The organism is Flavobacterium pisciphilum (assembly GCF_020905345.1).
In the GTDB taxonomy this organism is placed as follows: Bacteria; Bacteroidota; Bacteroidia; order Flavobacteriales; family Flavobacteriaceae; genus Flavobacterium; species Flavobacterium pisciphilum.
Map to the genome: position 1 here is coordinate 1 of NZ_JAJJMO010000001.1, position 15,543 is coordinate 15,543.

Genomic DNA, 15,543 nt, shown 5'->3' on the forward strand with positions numbered 1-15,543 from the left:
ACTATGCCTATAGCAGCTTGGGGTTTAAAAGGAAATACGGGTAGTGCTACAGATTTTATTGGTACTACAAATGATCAGGATGTAGTTTTTAAAAGAAACAACATACGCTCAGGCAGCTTAGCAGGAACAAATACTTCTTTTGGACAGCATTCATTAGAATCTAATAGTAGTAGTAATGGTAATAGTGCTTTTGGTTTACGTGCTTTACAGAATAATACTGTTGGAAATAATAACACTGCCATTGGTACTATGGCTCTTCAAAGGTCTATTAATAATATTGATAACGTTGCTGTGGGACTTGCTGCCTTAGGCAGACTTGAAAAAGGGAATTATAATGTAGCTTTAGGTAGTAATGCTCTTTTTTTAAATAAAGCAGGGAATTATAATATTGCTATTGGTTATATGGCAGGAGACGAACTTTTTATGCAAGACAATCAAGATGCATTTAACATTGTGATAGGCTCTAAAGCAGGCAAAGGATTGGTACAAGGAATAAAGAATACCATCTTAGGTTCTAATATAATTGGCTTACCCGCTAATCTTTCTAATTCGATTATTATAGGAGAAGGAGCCAAGACCTCTGTCAACAATAGTATTAGACTTGGTAATACTTCTATTAGTAGTTTTACAGGGCAAGTAGCTTATTCATTTGCATCAGATAAAAGATATAAAACGGATATTAAAACCATTCCTCTAGGACTTGATTTTATAAACAAGTTGAATCCTGTAGAGTACATTCGTAAAAATAATACGTCTAATACCAAAGAATGGGGCTTTATTGCTCAGGAATTGCAACAAACACTTCAGGAAGAAAATTATAAAGATGCGGGTATTGTACAAGATGATGGTAGTGCAGATAAAATGCTATCAGTACGTTATACCGATTTAATTGCACCTATGGTTAAAGCCATGCAGGAGCTAACAGAACATAACGAGTTTTTAAATAATAGAATCAATCAGTTAGAAGCTAAACTAGAAAAATTGAGTAAATGATAGTTGTAGTTTGCAGTACTCAGTTTACAGTCGCGGTTAACAGTGAGCAGTTACAGTTTACAGTCACAATACTAAAATTGAACACTAAACACTGAGACTGAGTACTGAAAACTTTTTTACACGCAGATTTATTACCCACAAACTTGTCACCCTGACGAAGGAAGGGTCTCATAAAGCAACTCGACATAGTGAGGGTTAAACCTGAAACCTGAAACAAAAAAAACAGTTTGCAGTCACAGTTCAACTTGAAACTGAGACTGCAACTGCAAACTGAGGCTAAACACCGAGACTTGAACACTGAGACTGAGTACTGAAAACTTTTTTACACGCAGATTTATTACCCACAAACTTGTCACCCTGACGAAGGAAGGGTCTCATAAAGCAACTCGACATAGTGACGGTTAAACCTGAAACCTGAAACAAAAAAAACAGTTTGCAGTCACGGTTCAACTTGAAACTGCGACTGCGACTGAACACTGAGACTGAACACTGAGACTGAACACTGAGTACTGCAAACTGAGACTGAGTACTGCAAACTGAGTACTGCAAACTGCAACTTATCGCTTATAATAGGCAATTATACTTGCTTTGGCTAATGTATTGTTCCAAAGATTAAAACCTACAACAGCAGGGTTAGTATTTTCATCAGTACCTAGTTTAGCTGTTTTTAAAGCATAAACAGTTATGATATATTGATGAAATCCATGACCTTCAGGAGGACAAGGGCCGCCAAATCCTTTAATACCGTAATCAGTTATACTCTGAATAGCTTCTTTGGGAGCTAAATTAAGTTTTGTATTCCCAGCACTTGCTACCAATTCGTTGACATTTGCAGGAATATCCGTTACAATCCAATGCCAGAATCCGCTTCCTGTTGGAGCATCGGGATCATACATCGTTATGGCAAAACTTTTTGTTGCTTCGGGTGCATTTTTCCAAGACAATTGCGGAGATTTGTTTTCGCCAGAACAGCCAAATCCATTGAATTCTTGTGTTTTTGTAGCTTCACCTCCTAAATCTTTACTAGTTAGGGTAAATGTTTTTTGTCCAAAAAGAGTTGTTGAAAAAATCAAGGACAGTACTAAAATTAAATTTACTTTTTGCATTTTTATTACGCTTTAAATGTTTCAGCAAATTTAGCTCAGGTACAAGCCGTAGGAGCATAGGTGGTCGTTCAAAAACTGTTGCTAAAAGCTCAATTCTTATGATGGTGTTTTGGGGTAACTCCGTATTTTGATTTATAAGCCTGAATAAAGCTAGACAAATTCTCATAACCGACTTCAAAATAAATTTCAGATGAGCTTTTTTGTTTAAGATTTAGTAAGGAATGAGCATATTCTAATCTTTTGTTTTGAAACCACTTAATAGGAGATTGAGAATAGTGTTTTTCAAACTCTCTTTTAAAAGTAGAAACGCTCATGTCACACAAAAAAGCCAATTCATTTAATGTAAGCTTACTCAATTGATTGCTTTCAACGGTACGAATGAACTTTTGAGTTGTATCATTATTGTTTAAAATTAAGGAATGAATAAAATCGGTTCCTTGTTTCTCAATAAGATAGAGCATGATTTCTTCAAACTTAAGATATAATAATTTGCTTTGTGCATTTTTTGATAGTTTAGAAATATCCAATAAACTATCTATATATCTTCTGATAAAAGCGTCATATTCAAAAGAATAAACAGATTTATAATCTATTGTTTCTGTTTTGTTTAAAGGTAGTTCTCTAATGAATTTTAGTAGTAAATCATTTGGAAAAAACAGCAGTATACTTCTGTATTTATTCACATCAGAAAGCTTTTCAGTCATTAAACAATGACCAGATTTCATGAGTAAAAAACTTGAGTTATCTATCACTAATGATGAACTATCAAAAACGACTTCTTTGTTGCCTTCCATCAAAAAACTAAATGCATTTTGATTCAAAATGATTTGCTGTTTAGAAATCTCTCGAGTAGTATAATAGTCATAGACTTGAATAGATGGCGTTTGTTCTACATAAAGTTCATCAGGAAGTATAATTGTTTTCATTCTGTTTTTTGTTTTTCTATGCAAATAGGAGATATCAAAAATACAATACGTTTATTAGAAACGGAAATATGTATAGTAAGTCATTATTAGAATTGTTTCTACAGCTTTATTGTTTTTGAGATTGTATCAATGGTATCTACAATTCTTTTTACTTTTATTTTATCTGTTTTTGCCGAATAGATCCATTCCATAATAGTTTTCTGTTCAGCATTGCTATAGGATAAAAATGTTTCTAATGCTCTAGGTTCATCCATTAAGCAAAGTTTTAATTCATCAGTTATTTCAGTTGTAAGATTGTCTTCGTATAGAATTATCCGAACGTAGTCACCTTCTTTCTTTTTTATTTTTTTTCTAATCTCAGCTTTTACAGGTAAAAAGAGTTTACCATTTCCCATTGATTGTAAATTGTAACTCTTGATTTCAAAATCATCAATCGATCCACACACTCTTACCCAGCCAAAAGGAGTCTTTTCGCTGGCTTGTATTTCAGGAATTTTTGCAAATGTCCAACCGCCTTTGCCTTGAAATTTTTCAAGTAAATATTCTTTATCAACCAATGGGATTTGTTCTTTCATTTGTTTAGCCTACTAAATACCAAAAATCTAATTTCATTGTTGTTTCATCAGCCATTTCCAACATAGGTTTGCAAAATGAATTGGACATATAACCAAAACAAATTTCTTTGGTTTTACCTAATGTTTCTCCGAATGTGATTTCAGAATAGGTATTGTCTTGTATTCTACCAATAAAATGGTCTTTAGTATTTTCAAAAGTACTTAAATATTCTTTTTCAATGTTTTCAGATACGATTAATAGTTGCTCTACTTCGTTTTCATTTTTAAGTTTAAATGTACCACATTCGATACAAGAAAAGGAAGACGGAATCTTAAAATTAGTTTTTAAAACTTCATGATACTCCATTTTTATACTTGGCCCATCAATTAATTTGAAGAAATCCTGTGCTTCTGGAAGCTTTATTAAGTTTTCTTCTATTTTTTTTAAATCTCCAAAATCAGACACGAAAAGAATATTTGCATATTCGTTTTTAAAGTTGCGTACTAAGCAGTGAAAAATAACACCATTTTGTTTTGCTAATATACTTTCAAATTTTAGAACTGCATTTATTAGTTCGTCATCAGTTACATTTTCTTTTTTATTGAAACTTGTAAATTCCATTGCTTTTACAAAATCATTGCTTACTCTAATCATTTTTATATTTTAAATTAATACTTCTGTAAAAGTAAACTGAGGTGGTGACAGCCCTATGTCAACAGTAAAACCAATCTTTGATTGTTTTTTTGAATACTAAGAATTTGATAAAATAATTGAAAAATCATTTTTAAACTATACAGAGTAGGTACAAGTGTAGTGTCGTTTTTGTAAAAAGGTGATGAGGTTTAGGTAAGCGATATAAAGCGGAATAAAAAGTGTAAAGTCTCTTTTTTAAGTTAACTATTTGATAAAAGTAGTTAAATAGCCTGTTTCGAGTAGATGTGAGTAGGTTGTTATTGCCCGTTATAGCTTTAATAGGTTTAGTTTTGTACGTAAAATACTGTATAATACTTCGCCTGATTCTTCATCAGCCTTGGATAGGAGTAGGTAGACGGCAGTGATGATAAAATGCTTTCTGTACGGTATACCGATTTAATTGCTCCTATGATTAAAGCCATTCAGGAGCTTTCAAAAGAGAATAAAGAACTAAAAGAACGAATTATAGCACTTGAACAACAAAGAATGCAATAACATTTAATCATGACTGTTTTTTGTGAGTTCTTTTTTAAAATATGAATTGTTTAATTAAATATATAAAGATATGACTGAAAATAAATCAGTAGCAGAAGCTATATTACGTGGAAGTTTAGATGAAGCAAGAACACTTTTAAAGAACGGAGAAAAAATTTCTGGATTGTTTGCCGAAAACAATAAAATGGGAATATTTCATGTAGTATTTCGAGAAAAAGCGATTGACTTAATAGACCCTTTAATCGAAAGCGGATTGATTGAAACAGATATATATGAGTATGAAAATTTTGACTATACCATCTTCAAAACAATAGCCGAACAATTAAAAGCAGATGATGCTATTGTTGCTTTTTTGAAAGAAATCATGAGTAGGATTACAAATAGTAATGATGAAGTAAACAATCAAACATTGCTTGGCTTTTTTATTAATGAAGAAGCACACCCAGCTATTATACAATGCCTTATTGATGAAGGATGCAGAGTTGATTTTAAATATGATGATGATAAAAATTTAATTCATCGCATAATGGCGCATCCTAAAAAACTAGTATATAGTGATATATTAATAAATGAGGGAGTAAATATCGACGAAAGAGATAAGTTCGGAATAACTCCTTTGATGGTTGCAGTAGGTTGTAATAATATCAAAGGCACAGATTTTCTTTTAGAAAATGGAGCAGATATCTATGAGAAAGACAATAATGGAAACTCAGTGTTTTTTCGTGCAGTTGCCGAAAATCATAATTATGATCTATTATTGAAACTATTAGAATATTCTTCGATTGATTTTGATTCTATCAATACTAATGGCGAAACTGTACTATCTCAGTTTATGAAGAACATGTATGAATACGATGATGACCATGTAAGCATATTAGTAAAATTAATAGAGTCTGGTGCCGATTTACAACAAGCAGTGATGTATCAGGGGGCACTAAAATCAGGAATGGATTGGTTGGCAGAGAAAGAAGAGAATGTATTAGAAGCTGTTGTGGGTTTAATTGATGTAAACGATCAAGATGACCACGGAAATACCCTCTTGCATAAAATATGTGCTATTGATGTTATTCAAGATAGAGAACGTGTTAAGATGCTTTACAAAAAAGCAAAAATGCTATTAAATGCAGGTGCTTTAGTTGATATTACAAATACCAAAGATGAAACCGCCCTAATGCTGGCTCAACAAGATGATTTCAAAATTAAAATAGTAGAATTATTAATGATGAAGCAATAGTAATTTGGACTCGATAGGATAAAATATTTGATAAAAATGGCGTTTGTTTAAACGCCATTTTTTATAAAGTTATCTGAAGAAAATAAGCAATAAGCCATTACAAAAAGGAGAAGAAATATATTTTTTAAAATAAGAGATATGATTCTTTAAATAGATATACAATTAAAATTATGAAAAAAAACATTATATTATTTTTTATTCTCGTTCTATCAGCCAATTTATACGGACAAACAGGTATAAATACAAGAAATATAGACCCATCAGCTGAATTAGAAATTCATTCATCAAATAAAGGAATATTAATACCTCGAGTAGCTCTTACTAGTAGTAACGATATGGTAACAATACCAAAAGCTGCAGAATCACTAATGATATATAATATTGCTAATGCTGGAATAGTTCCCCATGATGTTGTTAAAGGGTTTTATTACTGGTGTAGTGAGAAAAAAGAATGGATTGCACTAAGAGCTCCAAACTCTTGGAGAGTTTCAGGAGGTGATGAGGAAAGCACCCTGAATACACAGGACATATACCAAATGGGTACAGTAAGTGTTGGGACAAATACGGTAGATGACTCAGCAATATTTAATGTACAATCAGATAATAAAGGAGTGTTGTTTCCTAAAGTTACATTAAAAGGAGAGCAAGATAAAAGCGTGATAAAGAATCCTACTGATGGACTTCTGGTTTATAATACAGGACTTGATCCCAATTTCAATCTTTCAGGTTATATGTATTGGAATACTGATTCATGGATTATTTTATCTCCTTCAAAAACGAGTAAAGCAGTTATAAGTAATGGACTTGTTAAAGACTCTCAAATGCTATTATCAAATAGTTATACAGCAACAGTTATAGATGATATTTTGACAGTAGTATATTCGGGTGGTAATGGCGTTTTCTACCCTAAAGAGGGAAAATATTTGGCAAGCGGCACAGTAGGGGGAGATAAGGAAATATATTTAGAACTTCAGGCAGGAAAGCTAGAATCTACAGGAATGTTATATTTTAAGATTACTGGTAAGCCAGGCTCATCTGTCAAGACTAGTGCTATAAAAGATATTAAAATCAAGTTTCAAGGCAAATTGTTAGGAGAAATAGATAAGGTAGGAGGAGTGACTGTAACTGAAGCGTTACAATTTACAATTTCAAATTCTATAGATATAGAGGATGGTAATGAGTTTGGAGAGAATGGGTCTATACTAAATTGGTCTAGAGATAATAACTCTGTAGGTCAATATATTGAATTGCCTGAAGATGGATCATTTGTTTTTGCCTTTAGAATCTATGGAGTTACTAGCAGTACTTATACTACTGTGCAACAACAATGGTGTTTTATTAGTGCATGGAAAGAGCTAGAGGAAACTGCATTAGGAACATCTCCGATTCTCTCGGATATTTCAGAAATGGGACTTATTAGTCCTAGAAAAGGATCTTCTATTACTTATACTATAAATCTTACTGCAACTGGTAAAAAAGGAGATAGAGTATTTTTCAAAATGGCTCGTGGACATAATAACAGTAAGGAACAAAAATTTACGCTTACGTTAAAAAATGGAGGCCCTGCTAGTCTTCCTAGCGAAAAAAGTGGAGCACGAACATCTATGTTTTATTTCAAATTGTAAAATAGAATGAACCGATAACAGATTTAGGAAGCTTTGAAGTAACTGTAAACGGTATGCAAAATACCGTTTATGGTTATTTCTAGATATAAATTTTATTGTTAAATGTTTGGAGTAAAGGTAGATATGAACATTTAAGCGTTGTTCTGTATTGATTATAAAAAATCACATTAGTCTTGATTTATCTGACCATAAATTTTATCCAAGACAATCAAAAAAATAAGGATTAAAACATCAAATTTACCAGCTACCCTTAAAACCTTCTTTAAGAGCATTGTTGTATTCTTCCAAATTAAAACTGTATAAATCAGGTGCTTTATGAGCACCACCTTTGCGCGATTCATCAAGTTTAATTAAGATATCGTAGCGCAATATTTTTCTATAAAAGTTACCACGATTAAGTTTTTTACCCAGAATGATTTCATATAATTTCTGAAGCTCAGGCATGGTAAATTTCTCAGGAAGAAGATTATAGCCAATCGGATGATTGCTCAATTGCTCTCGTAAAGTAAGAAGTGCTTTGTCTAGAATTTCTCTGTGATCCATCATAAATGGTGGTAAATCATCAATAGATTTCCATTCGCAGGCAGTTGAGATATCATCTATCGTTAAATTTACTTTAGAGTATTCAGCAAGAGCATAGTAGCCTATAGAAACAAACCGTTGTTTGTTCCATAAATCATCATTATAATCTTTAAAAATACCCTCAGAACGGTTTAAATTACCAAAAGTGTAAAATTGCTGTAAATAGATGTTTTCAGTACCCGTTCTAGTTTTTAAAATACGGATAGCAGCAGTATCGATATTTTCGTCTTTTTGCACATAGCCACCAGGGAGACCAAAAGAATCTTGGTCTTTCATTTTAATAGTCAGCACTTGAAGAGCAGCGTCTTTAAAACTAAAAATGGCACAATCAATAGAGAGTGTAGGAACATATTTTTCCCAAGACACTTCAGAATCTTTTTCAAGTAATTTTTTAAACTCCATAATATACAATTACCGTCAAATTTACTCTTTTGATGTTGATAAGTCAACTTTAAAAAGTTTTTTTCTAATAATTCTTTTGGGAATTATAAAAAAAATGAGTCTCAGAAAAATGGTATTTCAGTTCAAATTTTGATAGTAGTAAAATTCATTATTTGAAGATTTTTCTCACTGTTTACTGGGGTTGCGCAAACGTGATAGTGATTTTTTTGGACATATTTAGTCCGTAATAATATGGAGTATTTTACGCTTCGATTGCCATTATTTTGAGTTTTAAATGAGATTATGATAACTTTTTTTTGAATTGTTTGCTAATATGAAAAAATGTAATTAATATTGCTTCTTAATGAAGCAATGAAATTTTAATACCACCTTTTAATTAACCAAATTACTTATGAAAAGAATAATTATTTCAGCGATTTGTATGACGATTTTTCCCGCTTTCGAAGGATTTTCACAAGAGGAAAAAAAGCAGCGCAAGGTATCAGATACCACAAAAACAAAAATTGTAGAAACCAACACTAAAGAAGAAAAAAATAGAAATGTGATGCTAAATGCGGCAAACAACACTGGGCCGCGTGATGTGAATATCGGACTGCCATCATCTGTTGGTGGAATCACCATTCTTGAAAATGATTTGCCAGTAGTATATTATTTCTGGCCAGAGTTACCAAACAGAACATGGAGACAAAGTAAAAGTTTAGGACGTACAGGATTGCTAAAAATAGGAGAAGCAGCAATTACAACTGGCGATTTAGGATTTACTGTTAATTCGTACACGAGATTAGGTACAGATAAATTAGAAATAAACGGTAATTTTTCAGGATCAAGCTTCGGATGGATGAAAGGAGACTTAAATGTTTCTGGACCATTAAGCAAAGGCTGGTCCTATACAATGGGAGCTTATGCCAATTTTGATCCCAATTCATTTGATGTGAAGTTTGCAAAATATTCAGACCGTACACAAATTTATAGAGCAGGGCTAACCAAGAAATTCAATAATGGCAAAGGAGAAATTAGCGTTTTATATAAATACGCAAACTCAGCGTCATTAAGTAACAATGCCGTTTTTGAATACAAGCAAGGTGGAAAAGTAGAGGAGTATAATGGATTTAGAATAGGAAGAGATTCATATATCGTAAATGATGGAATTTTTAAGTTTAAAGACATTCTTACTGGAGAAACTAAAAACAGAAGTATGAAAGGGAGCGATGCAGCAACAACCTCACATACCGTTGATATACTTGGGAATTATGACTTAGCAAATGATTGGAAATTTAATTTCACAACCCGTTTTCGTTATGCCGAAGCCACACAATTAATGGTATTCCCATTGAGTATATTTGAGGCAACAGCCGCAGACAACTTTACATACAAAGAAACAGGAAAGCCATACGTTGGAAATGTGAACTCGATGTTAGCATTAAATTCAGACAAAACCCCAACAACAACATTCTTATCGCGATTTGAGATAAAAAAGAATGTAGACAATCACCAATGGAGATTTGGGTTAATGGAGTCTTATTATAAAGTAGATGAATTTACATCAAGCCGATCATTCTTTAATCAGACCGTAAGTGCAAATCCAGATAAATTAGTGCGTAATACACCAGGAGGGACAGCAAATACCGATGCAGATGGGTTTTACAACTACAACGTAGGAGGAGAATATCATAATGGTTTTGAGAATAAACTCTCCGCTTTTTTCTCAGACAACTGGACAGCTTCAGATCGATTGACATTAAGTTATGGAGTAAACTTGAGATACCACAAATTAAAAGGAGACTATTACCTAACACCTAGAACACCAGATTTAGTATTTGATCCAAGTCAGAAAACATATTTTGACAACAACTGGTTTCATTTAGGGGGATCGATAAATGCTGTTTATAAGGTAATAAAAAGTGCTGGGCTACTTGCCGATTTTACATATACAGAGAAAAACGGTCAATTAGAGAGTTATTCAGGAGCAGTAGAACCAAATCTTGCAAAAACCAAAAGCCCTTTGGCAGCATTTGGAGTGTATTTTAATCAGGAAAAATTTAGTATAGTATCACAAGCAACTTATCTAACAAGAAATAATTATCAATCAAGATTAAACTTAGTAAACCCATCAAATTCAAGCCAGTCAGAGGTGGCAACAGTTTTTTATGATATACAAACGCTAGGTTGGACAACAGATATTGTGGCAACACCATTTGAAGGATTTAATCTACATTACTTAATTACGTTTCAGGATCCAATTTATAAAAATTATGATTTCTCAGCTTTTGGAAAAAACTATTCGTATAACGACAAAAATGTTTTAGAAATTTCAAAAGTATTGATGGAAATAGATCCAAGTTATACCCATAAAAATTTTAAATTTTGGGCGAGTTTCCGTTATTTCAGCAAGCAATATGCGAACCTAACAAATGCATTATACTTTGCGCCAAGATGGGAAACTTTTGGAGGAGTAAATTATAAAATCAACAATCACTTTGATATTGGACTTACAGCAGTAAACTTCCTAAATCAAACAGGAGCAAAAGGAACAATTAGCGGTGCCGAGTTAATCACAGACGCAACCCCTTATTACGATAAGTTATTGGTAGGATCATACATTCGACCATTTACATTAGAAGCATCATTAAATTTCAGATTTTAAATTTTATATAAAATGAAAAAAACAGTTATAACAATCAGCTTGGCTTTCTTTTTGAGCGTTACAGCAAAAGCACAGCAAGAAAATTTTACCCTAGTCAAAAACAATAAAGGAGCTGATTTAGGATATTCGCCAGAATCAGGAGTGAAAATTTTAACCATAAACGGAAAAAAATTCAAGGATTTAAATAAAAATGGAAAATTAGATAAATACGAAGATTGGAGACTTTCGGCAGATGAGAGAGCCAAAGATTTAGCAAAACAAATGTCAGTTGAGCAAATTGCAGGATTGATGCTTTATAGCCGACACCAATCATTGCCAGCAGGAATTACGGGATATAATTCAGGAACGTATAACGGTAAAATTTTCCCAGAGAGTAATGCTAAAGCGTATGATTTGTCAGACCAACAAAAAGCATTTTTAAAAGAAGATAATCTGCGACATGTATTAATTACAAATGTAGAAAGTCCAGAAGCAGCCGCTTTATGGAACAACCAGATGCAAGCATTTGTAGAGGGAATAGGATTAGGGGTTCCGAGTAATACCAGTACTGATCCACGTCATATTGCCAATGTAACATCAGAGTTTAATGCAGGAGCAGGAGGAACAATCTCCATGTGGCCAGATGGATTAGGAATGGCAGCAACATTCAACCCGAAAATTGTAGAACAGTTTGGTCAAATTGCAGCCAAAGAATACCGTGCACTAGGAATTGCAACAGCCTTATCACCGCAAATAGATTTAGGAACTGAACCAAGATGGTACAGAATTTCGATGACTTTTGGCGAAAGCCCATTACTAACAAGAGATATGGGAAGAGCCTATATTGATGGATTTCAAACCTCATTTGGAAAAGACGAAATTAAAGACGGTTGGGGATATAAAAGTGTAAATGCCATGGTGAAACACTGGCCGAGTGGTGGAGCAGAAGAAGGAGGTCGTGACGGACACTGGGCTTATGGGAAATTTGCGGTATATCCAGGAAATAATTTGCAACAGCATATTGATCCGTTTGTAAATGGTGCCTTTAAGTTAAAAGGGAAAACAAGCAAAGCATCAGCAGTAATGCCTTATTACACCATAAGCTTTGATCAGGATAAAAAATACAATGAAAATGTAGCCAACGGATATAGCAAATACATTATTACCGATTTGTTAAGAGACAAATATGGTTACGATGGAGTAGTTTGTACCGACTGGTTAATTACAGGTAATGAAGGAAAAACACCAAATATATTTGCTGGAAAACCTTGGGGAGTAGAGAACCTTTCGATAGATGAAAGACACTATAAAGCGATTATAGCAGGAGTAGACCAATTTGGAGGGAATAATGATAAAAAACCAGTTTTGGCAGCCTATGAAATGGGGGTTAAAGAATTTGGAGAATCATTTATGAGAGCCCGATTCGAAAGATCAGCCGTTCGATTGCTGAAGAATATTTTTAGAGTGGGGCTATTCGAAAACCCTTATCTGAATATAGCCGAAACAAAAGCGATTGTTGGAAATGCGAAGTTCATGGAAGCAGGATACGACGCACAATTAAAATCGGTAGTATTATTGAAAAACAAAGCTTCGATTTTACCAATAAAAGAAAAGAAAACAGTTTTTATTCCTAAAATCTATACAGCTTCAACCAAAGATTGGTGGGGAACACCAAGTCAGCCAAAATTGGAATACCCTGTAAATTTAGAATTAGTAAAAAAATACTATAATGTAAGCGATGACCCTACAAAAGCAGATTTTGCTATTGTATTTGTAACAAGCCCAAAAAGCCTAGAAGAAGGGTATGATTTAAATGATAGAATCAACGGAAGCAATGGTTATGTGCCAATTTCATTGCAATACAGATCGTATACCGCAACTGAGGCAAGAGCCAAAAGTATTGCAGCGGGCGATCAGGTAATCGATCCAACGATAACAGACAGAACATATAAAAACAAAACAGTTACTGTAGCCAACACAATGGATTTGAGAACCATTTTAGATACCAAAGACATGATGAAAGGTAAGCCAGTAATTGTTTCGGTTACAGCTTCAAAACCAATGATCTTTAATGAATTTGAAAAAGAAGTTGACGGAATTGTATTGGAATTTGGAGTTTCAACACAGGCAGTTTTAGATATCATTTCAGGTAAAACAGAGCCATCAGGATTATTACCAGTTCAGATGCCAGCCAATATGGAAACAGTAGAAAAACAATTTGAAGATGTTCCTTTTGATATGGTTTCGCATAAAGACAGCGAAGGAAACGTTTATGATTTTGCTTATGGGTTAAATTGGAAAGGAGTTATAAAAGACGCAAGAACCAACACCTATAAAAAAGAATAAAGAACTGTTGAAGTCGTAATAAATTCGATTATAATATTTCAAAAAAACACCTGTAAAACAATTTTTGCAGGTGTTTTTTTTTACAAGTACTTGATTTAAATAGGGATGTTATACCGCAATATCAAGATTAGTTTTAAGAGCTAAAGTTTCCAAAATATCATAGAGCTTCTGTTTGCAACGGCATCATCTCCATCTCCATTTTTTAATGCCCACTTAAAACTATAGGTAGGGTCCACATTTACGCTCGAAATTGTAAAATAAATTTTATCACCAGCCTTTCCAGAAATAGTTAAATTAATGGAATACGTTATTTGATTATAACCAACAGCTTTAATTATAGTCATTTCAGCTATATCCAATAGATTATCAGTCATCGGATTAATATTAATTACATTAGAAGGTTTTATAACGGGAGTAGCACCTTTTTGCTTAAAAGCAGCGATGTAAACGGGCAAAGCCGTGTTGCTTGGCGGTGCAAGTATTGCTGTTCCATATAAACGAAAAGAAAAGGAGTACGAACCAGTTTCAGGTAATATGATTTCCTTTTGTTGTCCTTTCTTGCCCCATTTCATGAGGCTGCCACCATATCCTTTTTCAACACCGTTACCGCCATTAACTCCAAAATTTGCAATTACATTGCTATAAAGAGTATACTGAGAAGATTCAATCACCTGACTTCCTCCAATGTCTTTAGTAGCTAGTGTAGTTTCTTGAAAGATTATAGGAACATTAGTAATTTTACTTGGAAAACTTACAAGAGGCTTTCCAGTTACTTTGTATACAAGAATTCCAGTTGCTCCTAATTTTCCAGGCTGAAGTTCAAATGTTAGCCCTTTATGGGTATAAGGGGTTCCTCTAGGATATGAGCCACCGTTTCCGCCTATGTACCTTACTTCAAGAATTCCGTTATAAGGTTTGTTTGCATCATAAGCGTTTGGGCTCAATGAGGTGTCAATGATAGAATTTATTGAAAGAGTTGCTTTTATACTTGAAGTATCAACAAGTAGTCTCCATTCTATTCCGTCCCAAGACATATATCCTTTATGTTGAAAATCGGGATGCAGTCCTGAATTGTAAACCAAAAGACCATTTGCAGGAGCACGAATAGTAGTCATGTCCTTACTGCTTTGCAAAGTAACTATAGGCAATAATACACCTTTGGTAGAAGAATCTAGCTCCAAAATTGCCGAAGGATGAGGCGCTTTAGGGCTGCCAATCGTAGTTTGTCCCAAAATAGTTGAATAAAAAACGACAAACAAAATAAGGGCATACGAATATTTCATAAGCTATAAAATTTAGGTTGTTTTTGTAAATATAATATTTATATAAAAAACTTACAAAAAAAGCATTAAAAAATATTATTTGTAGTATATAAGCTATATTTTGTGTTAAAAGTATAAATTAAACAATTTGCCTTAAATAAAGCCAGAGTAAGAAGGAAGTATTGTAGAAGTGTTATTGGGAATTAATATAAAAAAACCAGTGAAGCGAGGCTCACTGGTTTGCTTATTTAGTATAAGAATTACTAAGTTATTTTACGGTAATAGATTATTTGGATTCAAGTTCAAATAACTGGACTTGATTTTTAAGCCTTTCGATTACCAAATTCATCATTCTTTTGTTTAAGCTAGAAGAATTTAGAATATAAGATTGATATTCGTCAGCAGTAAAAAGAGCGATAACCATACCTTTTAATGAATTTCTAAATTTAATGTCTTTCTGAATAGCGTTTTCAATTACTAAAAGTTTCTTTTCAACGGTGTAAGAATAAAAATCGGTTTTATTTTTATTGACATAATTTATAAAAACGGCAACAAACAAATCGTTTTGAAGTTTTAAAATCGGCCGAAGTACTTCGTTTTGAAATAATTCATCTGCAGAAGATTGAGCATTTACAGTGCCTAAAGTTGGTCCTCGGAATTCTTGTAAAAAAGTATCTCTGTGGCTCATTTTTTTATTTAAA

General features: G+C 33.1%; 13 protein-coding genes. 6 read left to right on the top strand and 7 right to left on the bottom strand.

What is annotated here, in order from left to right; genetic code table 11:
• Positions 1-993, top strand: a 993-nt coding sequence (locus tag LNQ49_RS00005) for a tail fiber domain-containing protein (protein ID WP_229986744.1), incomplete at its 5' end; no start/stop codon positions are given.
• A 557-nt stretch (positions 994-1,550) separates the two neighbouring features.
• Here LNQ49_RS00005 and LNQ49_RS00010 read toward each other — a convergent pair.
• From LNQ49_RS00010 to LNQ49_RS00025, 4 genes are all read right to left on the bottom strand, one after another.
• Complete coding sequence (locus LNQ49_RS00010) at positions 1,551-2,099, bottom strand: YbhB/YbcL family Raf kinase inhibitor-like protein (RefSeq protein ID WP_229986745.1); 549 nt, start codon at positions 2,097-2,099, stop codon at positions 1,551-1,553.
• A gap of 89 nt (positions 2,100-2,188) precedes the next feature.
• Positions 2,189-3,025 carry a helix-turn-helix domain-containing protein gene (locus LNQ49_RS00015; protein WP_229986746.1) on the bottom strand — a complete coding sequence of 279 codons (837 nt, stop codon included), beginning with the start codon at positions 3,023-3,025 and terminating at the stop codon, positions 2,189-2,191.
• A 98-nt stretch (positions 3,026-3,123) separates the two neighbouring features.
• On the bottom strand, positions 3,124-3,600 hold the full coding sequence (locus tag LNQ49_RS00020) for a YdeI/OmpD-associated family protein (RefSeq protein WP_229986747.1): 477 nt from the start codon (positions 3,598-3,600) through the stop codon (positions 3,124-3,126).
• A 4-nt stretch (positions 3,601-3,604) separates the two neighbouring features.
• On the bottom strand, positions 3,605-4,234 hold the full coding sequence (locus LNQ49_RS00025; protein WP_229986748.1) for a hypothetical protein: 630 nt from the start codon (positions 4,232-4,234) through the stop codon (positions 3,605-3,607).
• Between the two features lie 411 nt (positions 4,235-4,645).
• Between LNQ49_RS00025 and LNQ49_RS23185 the strand changes: the two genes are divergently transcribed.
• From LNQ49_RS23185 to LNQ49_RS00035, 3 genes are all read left to right on the top strand, one after another.
• Positions 4,646-4,768, top strand: coding sequence for a hypothetical protein (locus LNQ49_RS23185; protein WP_255680711.1), 123 nt, complete (start codon positions 4,646-4,648; stop codon positions 4,766-4,768).
• A gap of 70 nt (positions 4,769-4,838) precedes the next feature.
• Positions 4,839-6,002, top strand: a complete 1,164-nt coding sequence (locus LNQ49_RS00030) for an ankyrin repeat domain-containing protein (protein ID WP_229986749.1) — start codon at positions 4,839-4,841, stop codon at positions 6,000-6,002.
• Positions 6,003-6,172: 170 nt separating this feature from the next.
• A complete protein-coding gene (locus LNQ49_RS00035; protein ID WP_229986750.1) occupies positions 6,173-7,627 on the top strand; it encodes a hypothetical protein in 1,455 nt (484 codons plus the stop codon).
• 237 nt (positions 7,628-7,864) lie between these two features.
• Here LNQ49_RS00035 and LNQ49_RS00040 read toward each other — a convergent pair whose 3' ends face one another.
• Entirely contained in the window at positions 7,865-8,611 is a 747-nt protein-coding gene (locus LNQ49_RS00040; RefSeq protein WP_229986751.1) for an NUDIX hydrolase, read from the bottom strand.
• A gap of 391 nt (positions 8,612-9,002) precedes the next feature.
• Here LNQ49_RS00040 and LNQ49_RS00045 point away from each other — a divergent pair, with 391 nt between their 5' ends.
• Positions 9,003-11,255, top strand: a complete 2,253-nt coding sequence (locus LNQ49_RS00045; RefSeq protein WP_229986752.1) for a TonB-dependent receptor — start codon at positions 9,003-9,005, stop codon at positions 11,253-11,255.
• A 12-nt stretch (positions 11,256-11,267) separates the two neighbouring features.
• Positions 11,268-13,580 (top strand): glycoside hydrolase family 3 protein, encoded by a 2,313-nt coding sequence (locus LNQ49_RS00050; RefSeq protein WP_229986753.1) that lies wholly within the window; start codon positions 11,268-11,270, stop codon positions 13,578-13,580.
• A 140-nt stretch (positions 13,581-13,720) separates the two neighbouring features.
• Here LNQ49_RS00050 and LNQ49_RS00055 read toward each other — a convergent pair whose 3' ends face one another.
• Positions 13,721-14,863, bottom strand: a complete 1,143-nt coding sequence (locus LNQ49_RS00055) for a hypothetical protein (protein ID WP_229986754.1) — start codon at positions 14,861-14,863, stop codon at positions 13,721-13,723.
• A 265-nt stretch (positions 14,864-15,128) separates the two neighbouring features.
• Positions 15,129-15,530 (bottom strand): glyoxalase, encoded by a 402-nt coding sequence (locus tag LNQ49_RS00060; protein ID WP_229986755.1) that lies wholly within the window; start codon positions 15,528-15,530, stop codon positions 15,129-15,131.
• Between the last annotated feature and the right edge of the window lie 13 nt (positions 15,531-15,543).

Bases quoted from the DNA above. Each gene is read 5' to 3' on its own strand.
- LNQ49_RS00010 (WP_229986745.1), bottom strand. From the start codon at position 2,099: ATGCAAAAAGTAAATTTAATTTTAGTACTGTCCTTGATTTTTTCAACA.
- LNQ49_RS00015 (WP_229986746.1), bottom strand. From the start codon at position 3,025: ATGAAAACAATTATACTTCCTGATGAACTTTATGTAGAACAAACGCCA.
- LNQ49_RS00020 (WP_229986747.1), bottom strand. From the start codon at position 3,600: ATGAAAGAACAAATCCCATTGGTTGATAAAGAATATTTACTTGAAAAA.
- LNQ49_RS00025 (WP_229986748.1), bottom strand. From the start codon at position 4,234: ATGATTAGAGTAAGCAATGATTTTGTAAAAGCAATGGAATTTACAAGT.
- LNQ49_RS23185 (WP_255680711.1), top strand. From the start codon at position 4,646: ATGCTTTCTGTACGGTATACCGATTTAATTGCTCCTATGATTAAAGCC.
- LNQ49_RS00030 (WP_229986749.1), top strand. From the start codon at position 4,839: ATGACTGAAAATAAATCAGTAGCAGAAGCTATATTACGTGGAAGTTTA.
- LNQ49_RS00035 (WP_229986750.1), top strand. From the start codon at position 6,173: ATGAAAAAAAACATTATATTATTTTTTATTCTCGTTCTATCAGCCAAT.
- LNQ49_RS00040 (WP_229986751.1), bottom strand. From the start codon at position 8,611: ATGGAGTTTAAAAAATTACTTGAAAAAGATTCTGAAGTGTCTTGGGAA.
- LNQ49_RS00045 (WP_229986752.1), top strand. From the start codon at position 9,003: ATGAAAAGAATAATTATTTCAGCGATTTGTATGACGATTTTTCCCGCT.
- LNQ49_RS00050 (WP_229986753.1), top strand. From the start codon at position 11,268: ATGAAAAAAACAGTTATAACAATCAGCTTGGCTTTCTTTTTGAGCGTT.
- LNQ49_RS00055 (WP_229986754.1), bottom strand. From the start codon at position 14,863: ATGAAATATTCGTATGCCCTTATTTTGTTTGTCGTTTTTTATTCAACT.
- LNQ49_RS00060 (WP_229986755.1), bottom strand. From the start codon at position 15,530: ATGAGCCACAGAGATACTTTTTTACAAGAATTCCGAGGACCAACTTTA.